This window comes from Buchnera aphidicola str. G002 (Myzus persicae) (assembly GCF_000521565.1).
In the GTDB taxonomy this organism is placed as follows: domain Bacteria; phylum Pseudomonadota; class Gammaproteobacteria; order Enterobacterales; family Enterobacteriaceae; genus Buchnera; species Buchnera aphidicola_C.
In genome coordinates this window covers 17,993-41,029 of record NZ_CP002701.1, presented here as the reverse complement: position 1 = coordinate 41,029, position 23,037 = coordinate 17,993, and the positions used below count along the sequence as shown (strand labels likewise).

The 23,037-nt window shown below is 27.3% G+C and carries 17 protein-coding genes and 1 tRNA gene; 11 read left to right on the top strand and 7 right to left on the bottom strand.

The genetic code is table 11. From position 1 onward, the window contains the following. The first annotated feature begins 16 nt into the window (after positions 1 to 16). The 3 genes from rpoC (at position 17) to purH (ending at position 6,854) form a co-directional block, all read left to right on the top strand. Positions 17 to 4,249, top strand: coding sequence for a DNA-directed RNA polymerase subunit beta' (rpoC, locus tag BUMPG002_RS00170; RefSeq protein WP_025368694.1), 4,233 nt, complete (start codon positions 17 to 19; stop codon positions 4,247 to 4,249). 581 nt (positions 4,250 to 4,830) lie between these two features. Continuing rightward, on the top strand, positions 4,831 to 5,103 hold the full coding sequence (locus tag BUMPG002_RS00165) for an HU family DNA-binding protein (RefSeq protein WP_025368693.1): 273 nt from the start codon (positions 4,831 to 4,833) through the stop codon (positions 5,101 to 5,103). Between the two features lie 173 nt (positions 5,104 to 5,276). After that, positions 5,277 to 6,854: a bifunctional phosphoribosylaminoimidazolecarboxamide formyltransferase/IMP cyclohydrolase gene (purH, locus tag BUMPG002_RS00160; protein ID WP_025404213.1), complete on the top strand. Its 1,578-nt coding sequence runs from the start codon at positions 5,277 to 5,279 to the stop codon at positions 6,852 to 6,854. Positions 6,855 to 7,023: 169 nt separating this feature from the next. On the opposite strand, the gene metE is transcribed toward purH, so the two are convergent. Continuing rightward, positions 7,024 to 9,285 carry a 5-methyltetrahydropteroyltriglutamate--homocysteine S-methyltransferase gene (gene metE, locus BUMPG002_RS00155; RefSeq protein WP_025368691.1) on the bottom strand — a complete coding sequence of 754 codons (2,262 nt, stop codon included), beginning with the start codon at positions 9,283 to 9,285 and terminating at the stop codon, positions 7,024 to 7,026. Between the two features lie 142 nt (positions 9,286 to 9,427). On the opposite strand from metE, the gene metR reads away from it, so the two are divergent. Continuing rightward, a complete protein-coding gene (metR, locus tag BUMPG002_RS00150) occupies positions 9,428 to 10,333 on the top strand; it encodes an HTH-type transcriptional regulator MetR (protein ID WP_044006118.1) in 906 nt (301 codons plus the stop codon). 51 nt (positions 10,334 to 10,384) lie between these two features. On the opposite strand, the gene BUMPG002_RS00145 is transcribed toward metR, so the two are convergent. Then, entirely contained in the window at positions 10,385 to 11,212 is an 828-nt protein-coding gene (locus BUMPG002_RS00145) for a Cof-type HAD-IIB family hydrolase (protein WP_025368690.1), read from the bottom strand. A gap of 187 nt (positions 11,213 to 11,399) precedes the next feature. Between BUMPG002_RS00145 and glmU the strand changes: the two genes are divergently transcribed. Continuing rightward, the gene (glmU, locus tag BUMPG002_RS00140) at positions 11,400 to 12,770 is read left to right on the top strand and encodes a bifunctional UDP-N-acetylglucosamine diphosphorylase/glucosamine-1-phosphate N-acetyltransferase GlmU (protein WP_044006117.1); all 1,371 of its coding nucleotides are present in this window, start codon (positions 11,400 to 11,402) and stop codon (positions 12,768 to 12,770) included. A gap of 65 nt (positions 12,771 to 12,835) precedes the next feature. After that, positions 12,836 to 14,662, top strand: coding sequence for a glutamine--fructose-6-phosphate transaminase (isomerizing) (gene glmS / locus BUMPG002_RS00135; protein WP_025368689.1), 1,827 nt, complete (start codon positions 12,836 to 12,838; stop codon positions 14,660 to 14,662). Between the two features lie 153 nt (positions 14,663 to 14,815). On the opposite strand, the gene rpoH is transcribed toward glmS, so the two are convergent. Together rpoH and ftsY are read right to left on the bottom strand one after the other, a co-directional pair. Continuing rightward, a complete protein-coding gene (gene rpoH, locus BUMPG002_RS00130; RefSeq protein WP_025404212.1) occupies positions 14,816 to 15,673 on the bottom strand; it encodes an RNA polymerase sigma factor RpoH in 858 nt (285 codons plus the stop codon). A 153-nt stretch (positions 15,674 to 15,826) separates the two neighbouring features. Continuing rightward, positions 15,827 to 16,990: a signal recognition particle-docking protein FtsY gene (ftsY, locus tag BUMPG002_RS00125; protein ID WP_025384557.1), complete on the bottom strand. Its 1,164-nt coding sequence runs from the start codon at positions 16,988 to 16,990 to the stop codon at positions 15,827 to 15,829. A 135-nt stretch (positions 16,991 to 17,125) separates the two neighbouring features. Here ftsY and rsmD point away from each other — a divergent pair, with 135 nt between their 5' ends. The 3 genes from rsmD to dnaC are packed head-to-tail and all read left to right on the top strand — an operon-like array spanning position 17,126 to position 18,968. Further along, complete coding sequence (gene rsmD / locus BUMPG002_RS00120; RefSeq protein WP_044006116.1) at positions 17,126 to 17,698, top strand: 16S rRNA (guanine(966)-N(2))-methyltransferase RsmD; 573 nt, start codon at positions 17,126 to 17,128, stop codon at positions 17,696 to 17,698. A 32-nt stretch (positions 17,699 to 17,730) separates the two neighbouring features. Continuing rightward, on the top strand, positions 17,731 to 18,228 hold the full coding sequence (gene dnaT, locus BUMPG002_RS00115) for a primosomal protein DnaT (RefSeq protein ID WP_025368686.1): 498 nt from the start codon (positions 17,731 to 17,733) through the stop codon (positions 18,226 to 18,228). Then, complete coding sequence (gene dnaC / locus BUMPG002_RS00110) at positions 18,228 to 18,968, top strand: DNA replication protein DnaC (protein WP_025368685.1); 741 nt, start codon at positions 18,228 to 18,230, stop codon at positions 18,966 to 18,968. The genes dnaT and dnaC overlap by 1 nt, the downstream gene beginning before the upstream one ends. Positions 18,969 to 18,983: 15 nt before the next feature. On the opposite strand, the gene efp is transcribed toward dnaC, so the two are convergent. After that, positions 18,984 to 19,553 carry an elongation factor P gene (gene efp / locus BUMPG002_RS00105; RefSeq protein WP_025368684.1) on the bottom strand — a complete coding sequence of 190 codons (570 nt, stop codon included), beginning with the start codon at positions 19,551 to 19,553 and terminating at the stop codon, positions 18,984 to 18,986. Positions 19,554 to 19,578: 25 nt separating this feature from the next. Here efp and epmB point away from each other — a divergent pair, with 25 nt between their 5' ends. After that, entirely contained in the window at positions 19,579 to 20,592 is a 1,014-nt protein-coding gene (gene epmB / locus BUMPG002_RS00100; RefSeq protein WP_025368683.1) for an EF-P beta-lysylation protein EpmB, read from the top strand. Between the two features lie 102 nt (positions 20,593 to 20,694). Here epmB and groL read toward each other — a convergent pair whose 3' ends face one another. Next, positions 20,695 to 22,341 carry a chaperonin GroEL gene (gene groL / locus BUMPG002_RS00095; RefSeq protein WP_025368682.1) on the bottom strand — a complete coding sequence of 549 codons (1,647 nt, stop codon included), beginning with the start codon at positions 22,339 to 22,341 and terminating at the stop codon, positions 20,695 to 20,697. A 48-nt stretch (positions 22,342 to 22,389) separates the two neighbouring features. Continuing rightward, positions 22,390 to 22,680: a co-chaperone GroES gene (locus BUMPG002_RS00090; protein WP_025368681.1), complete on the bottom strand. Its 291-nt coding sequence runs from the start codon at positions 22,678 to 22,680 to the stop codon at positions 22,390 to 22,392. A gap of 271 nt (positions 22,681 to 22,951) precedes the next feature. Here BUMPG002_RS00090 and BUMPG002_RS00085 point away from each other — a divergent pair. After that, positions 22,952 to 23,024 (top strand) — tRNA-Phe (locus BUMPG002_RS00085). Positions 23,025 to 23,037 lie beyond the last annotated feature (13 nt).

The following is a 23,037-nucleotide window of genomic DNA, read 5'->3' as shown; positions in this document are numbered from 1 at the left end:
CAACGAGAGCTAATTCGTGAAAGATTTACTAAAATTTCTTAAATCCCAAACTAAAAATGAAGATTTTGATGCTATTAAAATTTCATTAGCTTCACCTGATATGATTAGATCTTGGTCATTTGGTGAAGTTAAAAAACCTGAAACGATTAATTATCGTACTTTTAAACCCGAAAGAGATGGACTATTTTGTGCTCGTATTTTTGGTCCAGTTAAAGATTATGAATGTTTATGTGGTAAATATAAGAGATTAAAACACCGAGGTGTGATTTGTGAAAAATGTGGTGTTGAAGTAACTCAAAGTAAAGTTAGACGTGAACGAATGGGTCATATAGAACTTTCTTCACCTACAGCTCACATTTGGTTTTTAAAATCTTTACCCTCACGTATAGGTCTATTATTAGATATGCCTTTAAGAGATATTGAAAGAGTATTATATTTTGAATCTTATGTTGTTATAGAAACAGGAATGACTAATCTTGAAAAAAATCAAATTTTAACTGAAGAACAATATTTAGATGCTTTAGAAGAATTTGGTGATGAATTTCATGCAACAATGGGAGCAGAAGCGATTCAATTTTTATTAAAAGATATTAATTTAGCACAAGAATGCGATATTCTAAGAATGGAATTGCATGATACCAATTCTGAGACTAAAAGAAAAAAACTAACAAAAAGAATTAAATTATTAGAATCTTTTATTCAATCTCACAATAAACCGGAATGGATGATTCTTACCGTCTTACCAGTACTACCACCTGATCTTAGGCCATTAGTACCATTAGATGGAGGAAGATTTGCAACATCTGATTTAAATGATTTATACCGCAGAGTTATAAATAGGAATAATCGTCTGAAACGTTTATTAGATTTAGCAGCTCCAGATATAATTGTAAGAAACGAAAAAAGAATGTTACAAGAAGCAGTTGATGCTTTGCTAGATAATGGAAGAAGAGGTCGTGCAATTACAGGATCTAATAAAAGACCTCTAAAATCACTAGCTGATATGATTAAAGGAAAACAAGGAAGATTTCGGCAAAATCTTTTAGGAAAACGTGTAGATTATTCAGGTCGTTCAGTAATTACTGTAGGTCCTTATCTCCGTTTACATCAATGTGGATTACCTAAAAAAATGGCATTAGAACTTTTTAAACCATTTATATATGGAAAATTAGAAGTTCGTGGTTTAGCTACTACTATTAAAGCAGCAAAAAAAATGGTAGAAAGAGAAGAAGCAGTAGTATGGGATATTTTAGATGAAGTAATTCGAGAACATCCAGTTTTATTAAATCGTGCACCGACTTTACATAGATTAGGTATACAAGCATTTGAACCTGTTCTCATAGAAGGAAAAGCTATTCAACTACATCCATTAGTATGTGCTGCTTATAATGCAGACTTTGATGGAGATCAAATGGCTGTTCATGTCCCATTAACTCTCGAATCTCAATTAGAAGCTAGAGCGTTAATGATGTCTACTAATAATATTCTTTCTCCAGCTAATGGAGAACCAATTATTGTACCTTCTCAAGATGTAGTTTTAGGATTGTATTATATGACTCGTGAAAAAATAAACGGGAAAGGTGAAGGGATGTTATTAAATGGTTCAAATGAAGCAGAAAAAGTATATCGTTTAGGAATTGCAGAATTGCATTCCTTAGTTAGAATAAGAATCACAGAATATAAAAAAAATGAAGATAATAGCTTTACTCAAATAACAAAAATTATTCACACTACTATAGGGCGAGCAATTTTATGGACAATTGTTCCGAAAGGTCTTCCTTTCAGTATTGTAAATCAAACTTTAGGTAAAAAAGATATTTCTAAAATGCTTAATACTTGTTATCGTATTTTAGGACTTAAACCGACTGTTTTTTTTGCTGATCAAATTATGTATACAGGATTTGCTTATGCTGCAAGATCAGGAGCTTCAGTTGGTATTGATGATATGGTTATACCAAAGAAAAAAGCAAATATTATTCACGAAGCAGAAATTGAAGTTGCTGAAATACAAGAACAATTCCAATCTGGACTAGTAACAGCTGGCGAAAGATATAATAAAGTAATTGATATTTGGGCAGCAGCTAATGAAAGAGTAGCTAAAGCTATGATGGAAAACTTATCTACAGAATCTGTTATAAATAAAAAAGGAGAAAAACAAAAACAAATCTCTTTTAATAGTATATTTATGATGGCAGATTCTGGAGCTCGTGGTTCTGCTGCACAAATTCGTCAATTAGCTGGGATGAGAGGATTAATGGCAAAACCAGACGGTTCGATTATTGAAACACCAATTACAGCTAATTTTCGAGAAGGTTTAAATGTCTTGCAATATTTTATTTCTACTCATGGCGCACGTAAAGGATTAGCAGATACAGCACTGAAAACAGCTAATTCTGGGTATTTAACACGTCGCTTAGTAGACGTGGCACAAGATTTAGTTGTAACAAAAGATGATTGTAAAACACATGAAGGAATTTTAATGACTCCGTTAATTGAAGGAGGTGATGTAAAAGAACCATTACGTGAACGTGTTTTAGGTCGTGTTACAGCAGAAAATGTTATTATTCCAAATACTAATAATATATTAATTCAAAGAAATACGTTATTAAATGAACAATGGTGTGATCTTTTAGAAAAAAATTCTATAGATAATGTTAAAGTAAGATCAGTAGTTAATTGTGATACTGATTTTGGTGTATGTGCTTATTGTTACGGACGAGATTTAGCACGAGGTAATCTAGTTAATAAAGGAGAAGCAATTGGAGTTATTGCTGCTCAATCTATAGGTGAACCGGGTACTCAATTAACTATGAGAACTTTTCATATTGGTGGTGCAGCATCTAGAGCAGCAGCAGAATCTAGCATTGAAGTAAAAAATCAAGGTATTATACATCTAAATAATGCTAAGTTTGTTACTAATTCTACAGGTAAAATAGTAATTACTTCTAGAAATGTAGAACTAAATATAATTGATAATTTTGGTAGAACCAAAGAAAGTTATAAAGTTCCTTATGGTGCTATTATGGCTAAAGGAAATGGTGAAAAAGTTAATTCAGGAGAAACTGTAGCAAAATGGGATCCGCATACGATGCCTGTAATTACTGAAGTAAATGGTTTAGTCCGTTTTGTGGATATGATAGATGGACAAAGTATTACGAGACAAGCTGATGAACTAACAGGATTATCTTCTATAGTAATATTAGATACAGCAGAAAGAATGTCAATTGGAAAAGATTTAAGACCAGCATTAAAAATAATTGATTGTGATGGAAAAGACGTTTTAATTTCAGGTACAGATATGCCTGCACAATATTTTTTACCTGGAAAAGCAATCGTTCAATTAAACGATGGTGTACAAATTAGTTCAGGTGATACTCTAGCAAGAGTACCACAAGAATCAGGTGGTACTAAAGATATCACTGGTGGACTTCCAAGAGTAGCAGATTTATTTGAAGCTAGACGCCCAAAAGAATTAGCTATTTTAGCTGAAATTAGTGGTATTATATCATTTGGAAAAGAAACTAAAGGAAAAAGAAGATTAGTTATTACTCCAGTAGATGGTAGTGATTCTTATGAAGAAATGATTCCAAAATGGAGACAGTTAAATGTCTTTGAAGGAGAAAGAGTTGAACGTGGTGATGTCGTATCTGATGGACCTGAATCACCACATGATATTCTTCGTTTAAGAGGAGTTCAAGCTGTAACTAGATATATTGTTAATGAAGTACAAGAAGTATATCGTTTGCAAGGTGTAAAAATTAATGATAAACATATTGAAGTAATTATAAGACAAATGCTTCGTAAAGCTACTATTATTAAATCAGGAAATTCTGATTTTTTAAACGGAGAACAAGTTGAATTTTCTCGAATTAAAATTTCTAATCGTGTTTTAGAGAAAAAAAAGAAAATACCTGCAACTTTTTCAAGAGATTTACTAGGTATTACTAAAGCTTCACTTGCAACAGAATCTTTTATATCTGCAGCCTCTTTTCAAGAAACAACTAGAGTGTTAACTGAATCTGCAGTAGCAGGAAAAAGAGACGAATTAAGAGGTTTAAAAGAAAATGTTATCGTTGGACGTTTGATTCCTGCAGGTACAGGATATGCATATCATAAAGAACGATTAAACCGTCGTCAAAAAAAACATAATAATCTCACAGTAAACAGTTCTCAAATTAGTGCTGAAGAAGCTTCTGCTAGTCTTTCTGAATTATTAAATTCTACTCTTACACAAAATGATTATACTTAATATTTTAAAATATATCTAAATTATGGCTGCTCTGAAAAGCAGCCAAAGTAAAAAACTAATAATTTGTATTGATTAATAAGTACATAAATCAGTATGATGAAATATTAAAAAAGATGTTTAACATAATATTATAACAAGTCAAAATTAATATTTATTCAAATATTAATTATCTAATCATATTGTTTATTAATGAAAAAAAATAATAAAATTCTGTTGAACATAATTACTGTTATTTAAAATAATATTTCTTCAACATAATAAGTATATATTTTCTAATGTTTTTAATTTTTACTATAAAAATACTTATATCAATTAATACTTTTAAATAAAAATATTTATTTTTAAAAGATATCTATAATTTATATAGTATTTTTTAAATTATTATCAGACATATTATATATTAATTTTTTTTAGTTAATAATTTTTCAATCTGCTTTTCTTTATTTTTATGTTCTTTTATATCCAATATATATAAAAAAAGACATAAAAAAACATATTTTTCATATAAATGTTTCTATCTAAATTTATAAAAATATCAAATACATTATTAATTTTTTCATTTGAATAAAAAAGGAAAAATAATGAATAAAACTCAATTAATTAATATCATTTCTAAAAAATCTAATTTATCTAAAATACAAGCTAAATCTACTTTAGAAGCAACACTATCTACTATTATAGAATCTTTAAAACAAGGAGAATCTGTACAAATAGTTGGATTTGGTACTTTTAAAGTTAACTTAAGAGCATCTCGTACAGGACGAAACCCTCAAACAGGAAAAGAAATACAAATTCCCGCTACTAAAGTTCCTAGTTTTACATCCGGTAAAACATTAAAAAATGCAATTAAATGATTTTTAAAAACTACCAATGAAGTATTAAAGGGGGCACATTGCCCCTGATAAAAAAATTATTATATCTTGTATAGTTTTTGAAAACACTTAATTTTACATTAATTCAATCATACAAGAATACTTTTATTTTATATTATAAATATATTTATTTTTTTAAAAAGACCAAACCTATTATGCCATTTGTTAACGTCATAAAAAACGCTTTAATTAGTGTTTCAGATAAAGCTAATATTGTAGAAATAGCAAAAACATTAATAAAAAATAAAATTGATCTATTTTCAACTGGAGGAACTTCAAAATTTTTACGAAAAAATAAAATTTCTGTTACAGAAATCTCAGATTATACTAAATTTCCGGAAATAATGGATGGACGCGTAAAAACATTACATCCCAAATTAATGGCTAGTATTTTAAGGAGACAAGATCAAGATCAAGAAATTATGAAATTATATGATATTATTCCAATAGATATGGTGATCGTAAATTTCTATCCTTTTGAAAAAGAACAATTTGTTAAGGAAAATAATATAGATGATATTATAAATAATATTGATATCGGTGGACCGACACTTATCCGTGCTGCTGCAAAAAATTATAAAAATGTTATAGTCGTAGTAGATTTATCTGACATTCCATTAATTATAAATTCTATTCATAATAATACTATGAATATAGAAAAAAGATTCTATTTGGCTGATAAAGCGTTCCAATATACATTTAGTTATGAAAAAATTATTTCACAATTTTTTACAAAAAAAAATACTTTTAAAACCGATAATCAAAATAATTTATTTCCAAAAAAAATAAATTTTTCTTTTATAAAAAAACAAGATTTAAGATATGGAGAAAATCAACATCAAAAAGCATCTTTTTATGTAGAAAGTGAAATATTAACATCAGGAACAATTAGTAGTTCTAATCAAATTCAAGGAAAATGTTTATCATATAATAATATATCTGATGCTGATACAGCATTAGAATGTGTAAAAGAATTTACGAAACCAGCATGTGTAATTGTAAAACATGATAATCCTTGCGGTGTTGCAGTCAGTAACAGTCTTTTAGAATCCTATCTACTAGCGTATCAAGCTGATCCTATTTCAGCATTTGGAGGTATAGTTGCTTTTAACTCAGTATTAGATAGTAAAACAGCTCAAGAAATCATTAAAAAACAATTTGTAGAAGTGATTATTATACCTGAAATAAAAACATCAGCGTTGAAAATATTAAAAGAAAAAAAAAATATAAGAATACTAGTTAGTGGAAAAATAAAAAAAACTAAAAAAGGACTAGATTTTAAAAAAATTACTAATGGATTACTCATACAAGAACATGATTATAATAATATAGATTATAAAAAATGGAAATTTGTTACAAAAAGAAATCCAACAAAACAAGAATTAACAGACGCTATTTTTTGTTGGAAAATAGCTAGATTTGTAAAATCTAATGCAATTGTGTACGGTCGTAATCAAGTAACTATAGGAATAGGTGCTGGTCAAATGAGTAGAATCTATTCTACCAAATTAGCTAATATTAAAGTGAAAGATCAAGGTTTTAATGTCATAGGAGCAACTATGGCTTCTGATGCTTTTTTCCCATTTAGAGATGGCATTGATAGTGCTGCTTCAGTTGGGATTAGTTGTATTGTTCAACCAGGAGGATCTATACGTGATGAAGAAATCATACAAACTGCAAATGATTATAATATAGCAATGATTTTTACTAATCAACGACATTTTAAACATTAATATATAGAATATATTATGATTCTCTATTCTCTTATTTTTTTAATTTTGTAATTAGCTCTAAAATTGTGATTATTAAATCATCGTTTAGATGTACATAAAACAATCTAAAAGATGATTTAATATTAATTTATATAATAATCTTAAAAATAAATTAATCTGAATAAAATAATTATTTTTTAATTTTTTCTCTTAATAATTTTGTAGCTTCAACCATGTTTTTTAATGCTAGCATAGTTTCTACCCAGTTACGTGTTTTTAAACCACAATCAGGATTAACCCATAGACGTTTAACAGGGATGCATTTTATAGCTTTAGTTAATAAACTAGTGATTGATTCAATACTAGGTATATTAGATGAATGAATATCATATACACCAGGACCTACTTCATTAGGATACTGAAATTGTCTAAATGCTTCTAATAATTCCATATCTGAACGAGCTGTTTCAATTGTAATCACATCAGCATCTAATAAAGCAATAGAATTCATAATATCATTAAACTCACAGTAACACATATGTGTATGAATCTGTGTGGTGTTTTTTACACCTGATGCACTCAAACGAAAAGCATTCACTGCCCAAGATAAATACTCAGACCAAAAACTTTTACGTAGAGGCAAACCTTCTCGTAATGCGGGTTCATCAATTTGAATAATTTCTATTTTTTCTTTTTCTAAAGCTATTACTTCGTCATGTAAAGCTAAAGCAATTTGCATAGCAATTTTTTTTAGTTCTACATCTTCTCTAGGAAAAGACCAAAATAAAATAGTAACTGGACCAGTCAACATACCTTTAACTGGTTTTTTTGTTAAAGATTGAGCATATTTAGACCATTCTACAGTAATTGGTTTTGAGCGACTAATATCACCAATAATAACAGGAGGTTTAACACAGCGTGAACCATAGCTTTGTACCCATCCATTATCTGTAAAAACAAATCCATCTAAATGTTCACCAAAATATTCTACCATATCATTTCTTTCAGCTTCTCCATGTACTAAAACATCTAGATCTAATTCTTCTTGTGTTCTAATCACTTTTTTAATATGTTTCTTAATATTTTCAGAATATTTTTCTTTATTAATTAATCCTAATTTAAAATCACGTCGTAATTTTCTTATTGCAATAGTTTGAGGAAAAGATCCAATAGTAGTTGTTGGCAAAACAGGTAAATTAAACTTTTTATTTTGTTCTATAGCACGTACATCATAAGAATTCATACGTTGAAATTCATTAGTTGAAATACTAGACAAACGATTTTCTACTTCTATTTTATGTACTCTTTTAGAAAAACTGCGTTGATAAATAGGTTTACTCCATTTTGTAATATCATCAATATAATGATTATTTAAAGCATTTGATAATAATGATAATTCTGTACATTTTTGTACAGCAAATGAAAACCATTGTTTAACTTCTTCGTCTAAATTTTCTTCTGTTTTTAAATCAACTGGTGTATGTAAAAGAGAGCATGAAGAACCAATTAAAAGATTTTTACGCTTTTTAGAAATTTGTGAAACAGCTTCAAACCACTTTACAAGATCAGCTTTCCAAACATTACGACCATTAATAACACCTAAAGATAAGATCCATTCTGATGGTAGTTTAGAATTAAAATCAATTATATTATATTTTCCAAAAACTAAATCAATATGAATGCCTTGAACTGGCAAAACACGAATAAAATCTATATTATGTTCAATACTATCAAAATAAGTCGTTAATAATAGTTTTGTTGTACCATTTAACTTTTTATAAGCATAAGAATAAGCTTCTTGCCATTTTTTAGGTAATTCTAAAACTAAAGCAGGCTCATCAATTTGAACGAATTCAATATCTCGTTGTGATAATTCTTTTAAAACTTCTTGATATATTGGAAGGATATTTTTTAAAAGATCTAAACGATCAAAATATTCTCCTTTTACTTTTCCAAGCCAAAGATACGTAATTGGACCCAACAATATAGGTTTTACCTTATAACCTAATAATAATGCTTCATCTACTTCATCTAAAATTTGTTTCCAAGAAAATTTTAACCTTCTATCTTTATTAAATTCAGGAACAATGTAATGATAATTAGTATTAAACCATTTGGTCATTTCTGATGCAGCAACATCAGGAGCAAAACCTCGTGCGACTCTAAATAAGCAATCTAAATCAATAGACTTTCCAATATTATGTCTTTCTGGAATATTTCCTAACATCATACTAGTACTTAAAACATGGTCATACCAAGAAAAATCACCAACAGGTATATAATTAATTCCAGATTCTTTTTGTTGTTTCCAATTTTTTTTTCTGATTTCATAACCTACTGATAATAAATCTTGAAGTAAAATATTACCAGACCAATAATCTTCTTGAGCTTTTTTTAATTCACGATTCAAACCTATTCTTGGAAATCCGAGAGTATGATTTAAAATTGCCATTTTATATATCCTATTGTTTGTTATTACATTATTATTTAATCAAGAATTTATAATTGATTTATTTAAAATAGATAATCTATAATTCTAGTATTAAAGAAAATTAGCAAGCGTAAATAGTTAATTCTCAATATGAAGGAATCTCATGATTGAAATTAAACATCTTCGAACACTGCAAGCATTGAAAAATAATGGCTCATTAAGTGCAGCTGCAATTCAACTTCATCAAACACAATCTGCAATATCGCATCAGTGTAATGAATTAGAAAAAAAATTAGGATTTAAATTATTCCTTAGAAAAAGTAATCCTATAAAATTTACAATTCAAGGTAAAATTTTACTTCAACTATCTGAAGAAATATTACCTAAAATACATCATGCAATACAAAAATGTACGGATTCACATCATATGATTATTCGATTAGCTATTGAATGTCATAGTTGTATTCAGTGGCTTACGCCAGCATTAAAAATTTTCCAAAAAAAATGGCCGAAAGTAGAAGTAGATTTCTATTCAGACATGACATTTACTCCTCAACCTTTCCTACAACAAGGCAGATTAGATGTCGTACTGACTTCTGAAGTACTTCCTAGAAGTAATTTATTTTACGTTCCAATGTTTGATTTTGAAGTACGTCTAGTTTTATCTCCTCACCATCCTTTAGTCTTAAAGAAAAATAATATCGTTCCTGAAGATCTTGCGTCTGAAATATTAATGACTTATCCTATTGAAAGACATAGACTAGATATATGGAAACATTTTTTACAACCTGCTGGTATTATACCTATTTTTAAAAATGTAAATAATACCTTACTTTTAATTCAAATGGTATCAGCTCAAATGGGAATTGCAGCACTACCTCATTGGGTAGTAGATAATTTTGAACATCAAGGTTTAATCGTAACAAAAAAAATAGGAAATGGTATATGGGGAAGATTATATGCTGCTACACGTAACGGTGAACAAAAAGAGTTAGTGATAAAAAATTTCATTAGTTCGATACGCTTACATGCTTGCACTAATCTAAAATTTATTCGTAATGTATTATAATCAAAATATTTTTGAAATACTTGAATATTATATTATCTGAACAATATAAAATTATTTTCTATATTTTTTTAGTATATTATTATTTTTGATAAACATTCTGTTTAAACATCTTGCAACTCCATTATTATTATTACTTTCAATTACTTCTAGTTTTGGTAATGCAGCTTTTAATCGTGTATCTGCATTTTTCATAATATAGGCTTTTCCGGAAATACGCAGCATATCTTCATCGTTCATACCATCTCCAAAAGAAATAAAATGATCTAAAGGAATACCCATTAAATTAGATATTAATTTTAATCCATGACCTTTTGAAGTTTTTCTAGATATAACTTCCAGACAACCTAAAACTGAAAAACTAATATTAACTTTATCACTCCAACAATTAATAATTTTTTTCTCAATATTGTATAATTTTTTATAATTTTTACTTGTAAAAAAAATCTTACTAATATTAGTAAATTTAAAATTGTCTAAATCAAAATATTGGTATTTTAAATTCGTTAAAGCAGGACAAAAGTTATTCTCTATTTTGTTGTTATTTATATACCATCGATTATTTTGATATACTTGAGTAATAATGTCTTGATCTGAATACACTATATTACAAAGTTTTAAAGAAATATCTTCATCTAAATCACTACTAAATATCAACTCATTATTTAAATTATAAACTTTAGCACCATTAGAAGTAATCATAAAGGATTGGATATTTAAAATATCTCTAATCTGTAAAACATCTATATGATGACGACCTGAAGCAAGAATAAAATAAAATTTTTTTTCTAATAGCTGAATCGTTTTCTTAGTATATTCCGTAATTTGATTCTCTGGAGAAAGTAAAGTACCATCTAAATCTACTGAAATAATTTGATGCATAAAATAACCCTATAAGAAAATATAATATATTTTATTATAAAAAAATACATTGTATAAACATATACTATAATATACATATCTAAAAAAATCACTTATCAAATATAATTAATAATTACTTTTACTTAATTTAAAAATATTTTTATTAATATGAATATGTTATTAAAAATTTTATAAAAAAAGGCTTTCTATGTTAAAAAAAGAAATCAGTGTAGTAATTCTAGCAGCTGGAAAAGGAACTAGAATGGAATCTAATTATCCTAAAGTATTACATTTTTTAGGAGGTCAAACAATTTTAGACCGTATAGTAAGTACAGCACGATCTATCCAACCTAAAAAAATCATATTAGTTTATAATTCAGAAAAAGAAATTATATTATCTAATATTCCTGAAATTCCAATTACATGGGTGATACAAGAAAAACCAGAAGGAACAGGACAAGCTATACTTTTAGCTTCAAAAAAATTTTCTGATAATGAAAATATACTAGTTTTATATGGAGATGTACCATTAGTTTCAGTTGAATCAATCAAAAAACTAGAAAAATCTAAAAAAAAATCAACTATTAGTTTATTAACTATGAAAGTAAAAAATCCTGATGGATATGGACGTGTTTTAAGAAAAAAAGGTCATGTTATTAGTATAGTAGAAGAACAAGATGCAAACGACAAAGAAAAAAAAATAAAGGAAATATATTCTGGCATTTTTATAGCTAATGGGAAAGATTTAAAAAGATGGTTAGGACAAATTAATAATAAAAACAAAAAAAAAGAATTTTATGCCACTGATATTATTGCTTTAGCATATGATGAAGGTAGTTCAATTCAAACAATACAACCTTTGAAAGAAGAAGAAATATTTGGTATAAACAATAAATTACAATTATCTATTTTAGAAGAAATTATTCAAAAAAAACAAATTGAAAAATTATTAATATCTGGAGTTACATTAAAAGATTCTTCTCATTTTATTCTAAGAGGAACATTAAAACATGGAAAAAATATTGAAATAGATACTGGTGTTGTTTTCGAAGGAAATATTATTTTAGGTGATAATATCAAAATTGGTGTTGGATGTATTATCAAAAATACCATTATTGATAGTAATACAATTATTGAACCATATACTATTATAGAAAATACCAAGATAGGTAAAAATTGCATTATAGGTCCTTTTGCTCATTTAAGAAAAAATACTTGTTTAGATAAAAATGTACAAATAGGTAATTTCGTAGAAACAAAAGACACTATTATACAAAAAAAATCAAAAGTAAAACATTTGAGTTATCTAGGAAATTCTGAAATTGGTTCTCAAGTTAATATAGGAGCTGGTAGTATTACATGTAATTATGATGGAATAAACAAATTAAAAACTATTATTGGTGATAACGTTTTAGTTGGTTCGAATACAGAATTAATTGCACCTATTAAAATTACTGCAAATACAACTATTGCAGCTGGTACTACTTTAATGAAAGATGTTGATACACCTTGTTTAGTTTATAACACTAAAAAACAAAAATATAAGAAAAATTGGATCCGTCCTCGTAAATTAAATTAAAAATAATTATTATATTTTTTTATAAATATAATTATTTTAATAAAAAACTAAAAAGGTATCAATATATGTGTGGCATTTTTGCTGCAATAACACAACGTAATATTATGAATATTCTTATTGATGGTATTAAAAAATTAGAATATCGAGGATATGATTCTTCAGGATTAGCTATAATTGATCATGACAATAATATGGTAAGAATTCGATGTATCGGAAAAGTAGATGAACTTATTAGAAAAATACAGAAAAAAAAAATATTAGGTCACATTGGTGTTGCTCACACTAGATGGGCTACTCATGGCAAAATTTCAAAAGCAAACACTCATCCACATGTTTCTAAAAATATTATTGTGGTTCATAATGGAACTATCGAAAATTATTCGGTATTACGCATTTTTTTACAAAAAAAAGGATATATATTTTATTCTGATACTGATACAGAAGCAATTGCACATCTATTACATTGGGAACAAAACAAAAAAAAAGAATCTATTGAACAAGTTATACAAAATAGTATAAAACAGTTATATGGAAACTATAGTATGGTAGTAATAGATAAAAATAATCCAACACGATTAATAGCAGCTAGATCTGGTAGTCCATTAGTAATAGGATTAGGAATAGAAGAAAATTTTATAGCATCTGATCAAATTGCATTATTAAATTTGACAAAACGTTTTATATACTTAGAAGAAGGTGATATTGCTATTATTAAAAAAAAAGAAATTAATATTTTTAATAAAAAAAATTTTAAAATTAAAAGAAAAGAAACTATATCTAATATAAAATATAAATCAATAAAGAAGGGAAAATACTCTTATTATATGGAAAAAGAAATCTATGAACAACCAGCATCAATTCGAAATACTTTAAAAAATCGTGTACAAAAAAATAATACAATATATTTTTCAGAATTACAATTCAAGAAAAAAAATCTTCTTTATTATGCAGAACATATTCAAATGGTCGCCTGTGGTACTTCATATCATGCAGCTATGGTTTCTAGATATTGGTTTGAAGCATTCGCTAAGATTCCTTGTGACGTTGAGATAGCTTCTGAATTTTCTTCTAGAAAAATAGCAATAAGAAAAAAAAGTTTTTTAATCACTTTATCGCAATCAGGTGAAACTGCTGATACATTATCAGCATTGAGATACTCTAAAAAATTTGGATATTTAGGAAATTTAACTATATGTAATATGGAAGGATCCTCTCTTGTTAAAGAATCTGATAGTTATATATTAACTCGAGCTGGAATAGAAATAGGAGTAGCTTCAACAAAATCTTTTACTACTCAATTAACTGTTTTACTCATGCTTGTTGCTCAAATAGCACATTTTAAAAAAGAAAATAAAATAGCAGAAAAAATTATAGAAACATTACATATTTTACCTCAGAGAATAGAAGAAGTTTTAAAAAAAAATGAATTAATTAAAAATATAGCCAAGAAATTATCTAATAAAAAAAACATATTGTTTTTAGGGAGAGGTGAACAATATCCAATCGCAATGGAAGGAGCTTTAAAACTAAAAGAGATTTCTTATATTCATGCTGAAGCATATGCAGCTGGAGAACTTAAACATGGTCCACTGGCTTTAATTGATAAAAATATACCGGTTATTATCATTGCACCAAAAAATTCACTTTTAGAAAAAATAAAGAAAAACATAAAAGAAATATATTCAAGAGAAGGTGTAATTTATATTTTTTCAGATCAAGAATTTAATGTTGAAAAAAATATACATCTTGTAAAACTGCCTTATATTGAAGAATTAATAGCACCTATTTTTTATATAGTCCCATTACAATTACTTGCTTATTATATTGCATTAAATAAAGGAAAAAACATTGATCAACCAAGACATTTAGCTAAATCAGTAACAGTAGAATAAAATTCTATTTTATTCTTATTTTGATCTATAGAAATAAAAAAATTTTATTTTTTTTCAAAAGAGTATGAGTTTTCAATTTTTTAAAACTTACTCTCATACTCTATATAAAAATTTCTTTTAAAAGTATTGAATAATTAAATTTAATATATCCTACTAAGCTTCTATAGCTATTCTCAACTTTTTCATGGCATTTTTTTCTAATTGTCTAACACGTTCTGCAGAAATGCCATAATTATTTGCTATTGTTTGTAATGTATTTTTTTGGTTTTTATCTAACCAACGAGCATAAATAATATCTCGACTACGTTTATCAAGTCCTAATAATGCATTACTGAGTTTATTTGTAGCATGTTCTTCCCAATTATCTTTTTCTACTCTACAAGCAAAATTAGATGTTTTATCTTGTAAATATTGTATTGTATTATTATTTTTTCCGTCGACAAAATCTTCTTCTGGTAATGGATTAAAAGTCACATCTTGAGCTGCCATACGAGATTCCATTTCTCTAACATCTTTACTACTAACACCCAATTCTTTAGCCACTATTTTAATTTCTTCTTCATTGAACCAGCCTAATCTTTTCTTTGTTTTTCTTAAATTAAAAAATAGTTTTCTTTGGGATTTTGTAGTTGCTACTTTGACAATACGCCAATTTCGTAAAACATATTCATGTATTTCAGATTTAATCCAATGAACAGCAAAAGAGACTAAACGTACTCCTATTTCTGGATTAAATCTCCTTACTGCTTTCATTAATCCTATATTACCTTCCTGTATTAGATCTGCTTGCGGTAAACCGTATCCTGAATAGTTGCGTGAAATATGAATGACAAAACGGAGATGGGATAAAATTAATTTTTTAGCGGCATCTAAATCGCTATTATAACGTAGGCGTTGAGTAAGTGATTTTTCTTCTTCAATTGATAACATCGGCCATAAATTAGCTATTCTAATATAAGCATCTAAATTACCTGGTAGTGTTACAGATAAAATCTGTACTTTATTAATCATGTGCATTCCCGCATCAACGAATTATATTTACTGAATTATGAATATGTGGGACATATTAATCATACTTGAATTATAAATATAAATCAAAGATTTCTACTAATTTATTTATTGATCATAAACGAAAAAATATATTTTATCTCAAAAATATTTTTTTCAATTAAATAGCGCTTTTATAAATTCTTGACTATTAAAAGTACCTAAATCTTGTATTTTTTCACCAATTCCAATATAACGAATAGGAATTTTAAATTGATCAGATAATGCAAAAATTACGCCTCCTTTAGCCGTTCCATCTAATTTTGTAATTATTATTCCTGTTAAATCTAATGCTCTATGAAATATTTCTGTCTGTTGTATTGTGTTCTGTCCATTGCAAGCATCAACGATTAATATTTTTTCATGTGGTGCTAACGGATCTATTTTTTTTATCACTCTAACTATTTTTTTTAATTCTTCTATTAAATGTAATTTATTATGTAATCGTCCTGCTGTATCGATAATTAAAACATCTATCTTTTTTGATTTTGCTGATTGTACGGCATCAAAGACTAAAGCTGCTGGATCAGAACCAGATCGCTGTGATATTACTGGTATATTATTTAATTTACCTAGTGTTTGTAATTGTTCTATTCCTGCTGCTCTAAATGTATCTGCAGCAGCTAAAAAAACAGATTTTCCTTCTAATTTGTATTTTTGCGCCAATTTAGCAACTGTTGTTGTTTTTCCTGTACCATTTACTCCTACTACTAAGATTATAAAAGGCATATTATTAGATATTTGTAAAGGTTTTTCTACTTTTTTTAAAATACCATACATATTTTTTTTTAATAAAGCATAAACTTTTTCAGAATTCTTTAAATCCTGACGATTTGTATCTTGAATTAAATTGCTAATAATCTGATTAGTCGTATTAATTCCAATATCAGCTAATAACATTTTTTCTTCTAACTCTTTAAAAAGAATATCATCAACTTTTTTTGATAAAAAAATATTAGCAAGTCCTTCTCCTAAAAATTTTTTTGTTTTCTTTAAACTTTTTTTTAAACGTATAAAAAAATTTATTTTTTTATTCTGAATTTTATCTAAATTATCATAGTTATCACTAATTTGTTCTATTTTGACATCTGTAATATCCTGTTTTTCAGTGAAAATATTTTGTTTAATATTTATTTTTTTATTAGCATCAATATATTTTTTATCTTTATTTGCTGACGTATGACTAGATACACAATCATTTTTTTTTTCTATTTTTTCTTTATTTTTTTTTATTTTAGAACCTAACCAAGAAAAAAAACCATTTTCTTTTTCATCTTTCATTTTATTTACCTTTCTTATAACTAATAATTTTTTTATGTATTTTACATTTTTTAAAAAGTTTAAAAATAAAATCTTTATTTGAATTATAATTAATAATAAAATAAATTATATCACTAACAGAAATAATCTAATAAAATGAACAATTGTTTTTTGAAAAAAAATGGTAGAATTTATATTATTGCTGGAAAATTAAAGGGAAGAAAAATATCTTTTAACAATAATCAGAGATTACGTCCTACTACGAGTCGTATAAGAGAAACACTATTTGAATGGTTATCAAAATATATTAAAAACTCACGGTGTCTAGATTGTTTTGCTGGTAGCGGAGCACTAGGATTAGAAGCTATATCTCGGAATGCTGGGTTTTTAACCCTATTAGAAATAGAAAAAAAAACAATCTTTAAACTAAAAAAAAATATTAAAGAATTAAATATATCTAATTTAGAACTAATACATACTAACACTTTGCATTGGTTAAGAAAAACTGGAAAACCATATGATATAATCTTTATTGATCCACCTTATTATCAAGAACTAATTAAAAAAACTGTGTTTTTGCTAGAAAATAAAAAATGGATTAAAAAAGATTCTTTAATTTATATAGAAAAAGAAAAGCAGCAAGTATTAAAAATGCCAAAAAATTGGATTTTATATAAAAAAAAAGTTACAAGTCAAATAGAATATTCTCTTTATATTTTTGATACATAAAATTTTTAAAATTTAAAAAAGGTAAAGTATTTATGAAAATTCTTGTTTCTAAAAATATAACTCTTGATTTATTTTGTAAAAATCCCATTAAAATATTAAAAGAATTTGATAATAAAGCTATAGCAGTTTTACAAAATGATACTACTATATTTTATGCAATAAATCCTGATTTTTTAAAAAAAATATTTGATATAGAATATAATTCGGTCTATACACATTCAGAAAAAGAAAATATAAATAAGAAATTTTCAATGCATCCCAAATGGACTCCTGATAAAGATTTTATTCGTCAAGCAGCTTTATGGGGGATTATATTAGATAAAGAAGTATTAGAATCAGAACTAGCTTGCTTCATCTCTTACTGGCAAGCCGAAGGCTGTTTCTTTTACCATATACAATGGCAACAAAAACTTGCTAGAAGTTTACAAAAAAGTAGATCTCTTACTGATCAATTTTCAAAAAAAAGAAGAGATATTACCTATATTCCAACACCAGATCAAACTATACCCAGTGGATTTAGAGGTAAATAATGACATTTTATACTGAATTTTTTAAACGACTTCAACGTCTTATGCCGAATCATATTAAACCAAAATTTGATAGTGACGAAGGTCTATTGGCTTGGAATCAAGAACAAGGTAGATTATCTTCTGAATCTATATTACGTGAAAATAAAGCAATGAAAATGCAACGTGTATTAGGAAGATCAGGAATACGAGAATTATATATGAATTGTTCATTTGACAATTATAAAATTGAACATGATGGTCAGAGAAAAGTACTCCAAGCATCAAAAAGATATGCAGAAGAATTTCATAAAAATATTGCAAGCTTTATCTTTTCAGGAAAACCAGGAACAGGTAAAAATCATTTAGCATCGGCTATAGGTAACTACTTAATTTTACATGGGAAAAGTATTCTAATTGTAACAGTAGCTGATTTAATGTCAAATATGAAAGGAACCTTCAGTGGTACTAGTAATATTACTGAAGAAAATTTATTACATAATCTAAGCAGTGTTGATTTATTAATGATTGATGAAATTGGTATGCAAACTGAATCCCGTTATGAGAAAGTAATTATTAATCAAATTGTTGATAGGCGGTCATCATCTAAACGATCGACTGGAATGTTATCTAATTTAGATCATAAAGGAATGAAAACATTATTAGGAGAAAGAGTTATTGACAGAATGCGCTTAGGTAATAGTTTATGGTTAACTTTTGAATGGGATAGTTATAGACAATATGTAAAAGGTAATGAATATTAAATCTACTAAAATATTTTATTTAATTCTAGAGACATATTCACCAGATCGTGTATCTACTTTAATTAATGAGCCAACTTGAATAAATAAAGGCACTCTTACAATCGCACCTGTACTTAAGATAGCTAGTTTAGTTACACCAGTATTAATAGTATCACCTTTTAAAGTTGCATCTGTTTCTATAACTTTAATTTCTACAAAAGTATTAGGTGTTACTAAAATTGGTTTATTATTCCATAGTGTCACAATACACGTATCCTGTTCTAATAACCATTTCTTCTGGATACCAATAATTTTTTTTTCTACTGATAATTCTTCAAAAGTATTATTATTAATAAAATACCAAAAAAAACCATCATTATATAAATAACATAATGTGTGTTCTATGACATCAGCTATTTCTAAATAATCTGTAGATTTAAAGGTTTTTTCTATAAGTTGTCTTGTTAATAATTTTCTTAATTTGACACGCACAAAAGCTTGACCTTTTCCAGGTTTAACAAATTCACTAGATTCTATTAAATAAGGTTCATTTTCAAATATAATTTTACAACCTGAACGAAAATTATTGCTGTGATATACTCTCATATAAACCTCTATTGCTATAAAATATATGAAATTAACAAGAATCGATACTCTATATAGAAAAAAAGATAAATGGTTGTATGAATTATCTAACTCTATAACTGAACCAAAAGAATTATTAAAAATTTTAAATTTAGAAAATCATCCTCAATATTATACATCTAAATTTAATACACTTTTTCCATTTCGTGTACCACATTCTTTTGTCTCAAGAATGAAAAAAAATGATCCACAAGATCCATTATTATTACAAGTAATTATAAATAATCGAGAATTTTTAAATTCTCCAAAATATGTTAAAGATCCTATAAAAGAAAAAAAACATATTATTTTACCAGGACTACTACATAAATACAAAGATCGAGTATTATTATTTGTTAAAACAAATTGTGCTATTCATTGTAGATATTGTTTTAGAAAATATTTCCCATATGAAAAAAATCAAGGAAGCAAAATTAACTGGATTAAATCACTTGAATATATTCAAAAAAATAAAAATTTAAATGAAGTTATTTTTTCAGGTGGAGATCCATTAATAGCAAAAGATCATGAATTATTATGGCTTATTACATCATTATCTAAAATTAATCATATAAAAAGATTAAGAATTCATACTAGATTGCCAATTGTAATACCTAATCGTATCACATCTAATCTTTGTGAAATATTTATTCAATCTTCTCTAAAAATTATTATCGTCACTCATATTAACCATCCACAAGAAATAAACAAAAATTTAAGCAATAGTTTATTAAAATTAAAAGAATCTGGTGTTATTATGCTTAATCAAAGTGTTTTATTAAAAAATATCAATGATGATCCTATAATTCTAGCAGAATTAAGCAATCTTTTGTGTGATAATAATATTCTTCCATATTATCTACATATTTTAGATACAGTGAAAGGTACGATGCATTTTTCAGTTTCTTCTAAAAAAGCTAAATCTATTATGAAGAGTTTAATTAAAATGATATCTGGTTATTTAATACCTAGGTTAGTGCAAGATACTGGTTCTCAAAATAGCAAATCAATTATTATATAACTAATTTATTAATTAAAAAATAAAAGCTTTCCTCAGAATAATAAAATCTGAGGAAAGATATTTTTAAATTAATATTATATTACTTAAATCAAAAAAATTATATTACATCATTCCGCCCATACCACCCATTCCTCCTGCTGGAGAAGAATTGGAATCAGAAGATTTATCTTCTTTTGGTAAGTCAGTAACCATACATTCTGTTGTGATCATTAAACCAGCAACAGAAGCAGCATATTGTAAAGCCGAACGTGTAACTTTTGTAGGATCTAATATACCGAAGTCTATCATGTCACCATATTCATCAGTCGCTGCATTGTAACCATAGTTACCTTTTCCATCTTTTACGTTATTAGTAACCACAGAAGGTTCTTCTCCTGAATTAGAAACAATTTGACGTAACGGAGCTTCCATCGCGCGCAAAGCAACTCGAATACCTACATTTTGATCTTCATTTTGACCACGTAAATTAGATATTTTTCCAGCCACTCGTACTAATGCAACACCACCACCAGCAACTACACCTTCTTCAACAGCTGCACGAGTTGCATGTAATGCATCTTCAACACGAGCTTTCTTTTCTTTCATTTCTACTTCAGTAGCTGCTCCTACTTTAAGTACTGCAACTCCTCCTGATAATTTAGCTAAACGTTCATTTAGTTTTTCTTTATCATAATCAGAAGTAGCTTCTTGAATCTCTTGACGAATTTGACTAATGCGACTTTGGATTGTGTGTTTTTCTCCAACACCACCAATAATTGTCGTAGTATCTTTACTAATAACAACACGTTTTGCTTGACCTAAATCTTCTAGAGTAGATTTTTCTAATTCCATAGCTAATTCTTCAGAAATCACAGAACCGCCAGTAAGAATAGAAATATCTTGTAACATAGCTTTACGACGATCTCCAAATCCTGGGGCTTTTACTGCTGCTACTTTTACAATACCTCTCATGGAATTAACAACTAAAGTAGCTAAAGCCTCACCTTCTAAATCTTCTGAAATAATTAATAGAGGTTTTCCTGATTTTGCGACAGATTCTAATATTGGTAACATTTCTCGAACGTTAGATATTTTCTTATCAGCCATTAAAATATATGGATTTTCTAATTCTACAATTCCAGTTTCGGGTTTATTAATAAAATAAGGAGATAAATAACCTCGATCAAACTGCATACCTTTAACGACTTCTAGTTCATTTTGTAGACCAGTGCCTTCTTCTACTGTAATAACTCCATCGTTACCAACTTTTTCCATTGCTTCTGCAATTAAAGCACCAACTTTTTCATCTGCATTGGCAGAAATAGTTCCAACTTGAGTTATAGCTTTAGAATCTGAACATGGTACAGATAAATTTTTTAATTCTTCTACAGCACTAATAACAGCTTTATCGATTCCACGTTTTAAATCCATAGGATTCATACCAGCAGCAACTGCTTTTAAACCTTCATTAACTATAGATTGTGCTAATAATGTTGCTGTAGTAGTACCGTCACCTGCTGCATCATTAGCTTTTGATGCAACTTCTTTTACCATTTGTGCTCCCATGTTTTCGAATTTATCTTCTAATTCGATTTCACGAGCTACTGATACACCATCTTTAGTAATACTAGGTGCGCCAAAAGATTTATCTAAAACAACATTTCTACCTTTTGGACCTAAAGTTACTTTTACTGCATCTGCTAATACATTAACTCCACGAAGCATTTTAATTCGGGCTTCATTACCAAATTTTACATCTTTAGCGGCCATTTGACATTCCCTTAAATAAATTTTTAAATGGATATAGCATATAGTTTACTATTCAACAATTGCTAAAATGTCACTTTCAGTTAAAATTAATAACTCTTCATTATTAATTTTTTCTGTTTTTGCACCATAACCTTCATTAAAAATAACAGTATCACCTACTTTCACATCTAATGGTTTAATCTGCCCATTGTCTAAAACACGACCTTTACCAATAGCAGTTACTGTGCCTCGAGTAGATTTTCCTGCAGCAGAACCTGTGAGCACAATACCGCCTGCAGATTTAGATTCTACTTCTTGACGTTTAACGAGCACACGATCATGCAACGGACGAATTTTCATATGATAATACTCCTGTGAGTAATCTTATTTTATTATTTTTAAAATTATTTTTTAATAATCTAATATGTTCGCTTACTTTAAATATAGGGTTCTTTGTCAAAACTTTCAAGGGTAAAATTTATTTTTTTATTTTTTTATTAAGATATTTTAACTTTATTAATTTGATAGAAATAAAGTATTCAAAAATATAAAATGTCAAATTATTAAGTAATTTTATAAAAATAAAAAAACATTGACAACGTTTTATATTTGATGATTTAATATAAAAAAAGCCCGGATAGCTCAGTCGGTAGAGCAGGGGACTGAAAATCCCCGTGTCGGTGGTTCAATTCCGCCTCCGGGCATATTAAAGCAAAA

What these genes read in the sequence shown, in the direction of transcription:
- BUMPG002_RS00090 (WP_025368681.1), bottom strand. Translation starts at nt 22,680, where the DNA reads ATGAAAATTCGTCCGTTGCATGATCGTGTGCTCGTTAAACGTCAAGAA.
- metE (WP_025368691.1), bottom strand. Translation starts at nt 9,285, where the DNA reads ATGGCAATTTTAAATCATACTCTCGGATTTCCAAGAATAGGTTTGAAT.
- dnaC (WP_025368685.1), top strand. Translation starts at nt 18,228, where the DNA reads ATGACATTTTATACTGAATTTTTTAAACGACTTCAACGTCTTATGCCG.
- groL (WP_025368682.1), bottom strand. Translation starts at nt 22,341, where the DNA reads ATGGCCGCTAAAGATGTAAAATTTGGTAATGAAGCCCGAATTAAAATG.
- rpoH (WP_025404212.1), bottom strand. Translation starts at nt 15,673, where the DNA reads ATGATTAATAAAGTACAGATTTTATCTGTAACACTACCAGGTAATTTA.
- purH (WP_025404213.1), top strand. Translation starts at nt 5,277, where the DNA reads ATGCCATTTGTTAACGTCATAAAAAACGCTTTAATTAGTGTTTCAGAT.
- dnaT (WP_025368686.1), top strand. Translation starts at nt 17,731, where the DNA reads ATGAAAATTCTTGTTTCTAAAAATATAACTCTTGATTTATTTTGTAAA.
- BUMPG002_RS00145 (WP_025368690.1), bottom strand. Translation starts at nt 11,212, where the DNA reads ATGCATCAAATTATTTCAGTAGATTTAGATGGTACTTTACTTTCTCCA.
- glmS (WP_025368689.1), top strand. Translation starts at nt 12,836, where the DNA reads ATGTGTGGCATTTTTGCTGCAATAACACAACGTAATATTATGAATATT.
- epmB (WP_025368683.1), top strand. Translation starts at nt 19,579, where the DNA reads ATGAAATTAACAAGAATCGATACTCTATATAGAAAAAAAGATAAATGG.
- BUMPG002_RS00165 (WP_025368693.1), top strand. Translation starts at nt 4,831, where the DNA reads ATGAATAAAACTCAATTAATTAATATCATTTCTAAAAAATCTAATTTA.
- metR (WP_044006118.1), top strand. Translation starts at nt 9,428, where the DNA reads ATGATTGAAATTAAACATCTTCGAACACTGCAAGCATTGAAAAATAAT.
- ftsY (WP_025384557.1), bottom strand. Translation starts at nt 16,990, where the DNA reads ATGAAAGATGAAAAAGAAAATGGTTTTTTTTCTTGGTTAGGTTCTAAA.
- glmU (WP_044006117.1), top strand. Translation starts at nt 11,400, where the DNA reads ATGTTAAAAAAAGAAATCAGTGTAGTAATTCTAGCAGCTGGAAAAGGA.
- efp (WP_025368684.1), bottom strand. Translation starts at nt 19,553, where the DNA reads ATGAGAGTATATCACAGCAATAATTTTCGTTCAGGTTGTAAAATTATA.
- rsmD (WP_044006116.1), top strand. Translation starts at nt 17,126, where the DNA reads ATGAACAATTGTTTTTTGAAAAAAAATGGTAGAATTTATATTATTGCT.